Origin of the sequence: Microvirga tunisiensis (assembly GCF_009296175.1) — a bacterium.
Taxonomy (GTDB): Bacteria; Pseudomonadota; Alphaproteobacteria; order Rhizobiales; family Beijerinckiaceae; genus Microvirga; species Microvirga tunisiensis.
Window position 1 is genome coordinate 1 of sequence record NZ_VOSK01000824.1, and the last position, 1,106, is coordinate 1,106.

Here is a 1,106-nt window from a genome sequence, read left to right on the forward strand (position 1 = left end):
TCTAATGATCTTCACGAAAGGCCTGCAACTGAGAGACCTGCATGCCGAAAGAAGCTGACAACCATCTCGGGTCGGCGCTGCAGGCGACTGAACTCGCGGCGCGCCAGGCGGTGGAGATCGGCGACTGATCCAGGCAGCGCATTCTCCATGGCTCGCTTGACGAACGCATTGCACTGCTCCTCCGGATTGAGCTCGGGTGCATAGGCCGGCAGGTAGGCCACTGCAAGGTCCTGCGGGCGGGCCGCGATGAAGGCGGTGGTGAGCTTTGACCGGTGTGCGTTGAGCCGGTCTTAGACCACCAGCAGCGGCGCGCCAATCTGTCTCCGGAACGAGCGCAGAGCCGAGATCACAGCATCGCTTGAGATGCTCGTGCGGAAGTGGCGAGCATACAGTCGGCCATCGGGCGTGATCGCCACGATGCTCGAGACCTCCCGCCACTTGCTCAGCCGCCGCAGCACCGGGGTGATCCCGCGCCGCGCCCAGGTCGTGCCCGGCCGGGCGCGGAAGCTGTGGCCGGTCTCATCCCAGAGGAGAAGCGTGCGATGTTCCCGCTGCGCCTTTTTTCAAAGCCACCCATTCGCGCTTGGGCCAGACCGCGATCACCAGCTCATCGCGCTCTCGTGCTCGCGTGGCGGGGCGCTGCACGCTGAAGCCATGCGCCTTGAGAGGTCGCTCCAGGTCGCGCGGATGATAGTTCACGCCGAACTCGCGCTCGATCAGGGCCGCAATGCGTTTGAGCGTCCAGCGCTCGGTGGCAAAGCCCGCCGCCATGGCGCCCCGATCCAGGAGCCGCTCGAGGCGGGTCCAGGCCTTCTCATCCAGTCGCGGTGGGCGGCCTGTGATCGGTCGCGCTTGCAGGCCGCGCCGGCCCTCTTGGGCGAGCGTGGCGGCCCAGCGGCAGACACTGGCGCGACTGACCCCCAGCTGCCGGGCGATCTCGGCCTGGGGGAGCTGTCCCTGTCGCAACAGCGTCGCTGCCGCCAAACGGCGCTCCTCCATCTGCTCCAGCGTCAGATGCGCCGGCCGCCAAACGTTGCCATCCATCGCGAACCTCCCCGCAAGGACCGACACCGCCCTATGTTACATCGCTTTCGTGAGGATCATTA

Annotated in this window: 2 protein-coding genes and 1 pseudogene; all 3 read right to left on the reverse strand. The window is 66.5% G+C overall.

Features of this window, described 5'->3' with window-relative positions; translation table 11 throughout:
• Positions 1–11: 11 nt before the first annotated feature.
• Positions 12–278, reverse strand: a pseudogene (locus FS320_RS43895) (transposase); the annotation flags it as partial.
• Positions 279–290: 12 nt separating this feature from the next.
• A complete protein-coding gene (locus tag FS320_RS43900; RefSeq protein WP_152718721.1) occupies positions 291–458 on the reverse strand; it encodes a hypothetical protein in 168 nt (55 codons plus the stop codon).
• A 61-nt stretch (positions 459–519) separates the two neighbouring features.
• Positions 520–1,044 (reverse strand): winged helix-turn-helix domain-containing protein, encoded by a 525-nt coding sequence (locus FS320_RS43905; RefSeq protein WP_152718722.1) that lies wholly within the window; start codon positions 1,042–1,044, stop codon positions 520–522.
• Positions 1,045–1,106 lie beyond the last annotated feature (62 nt).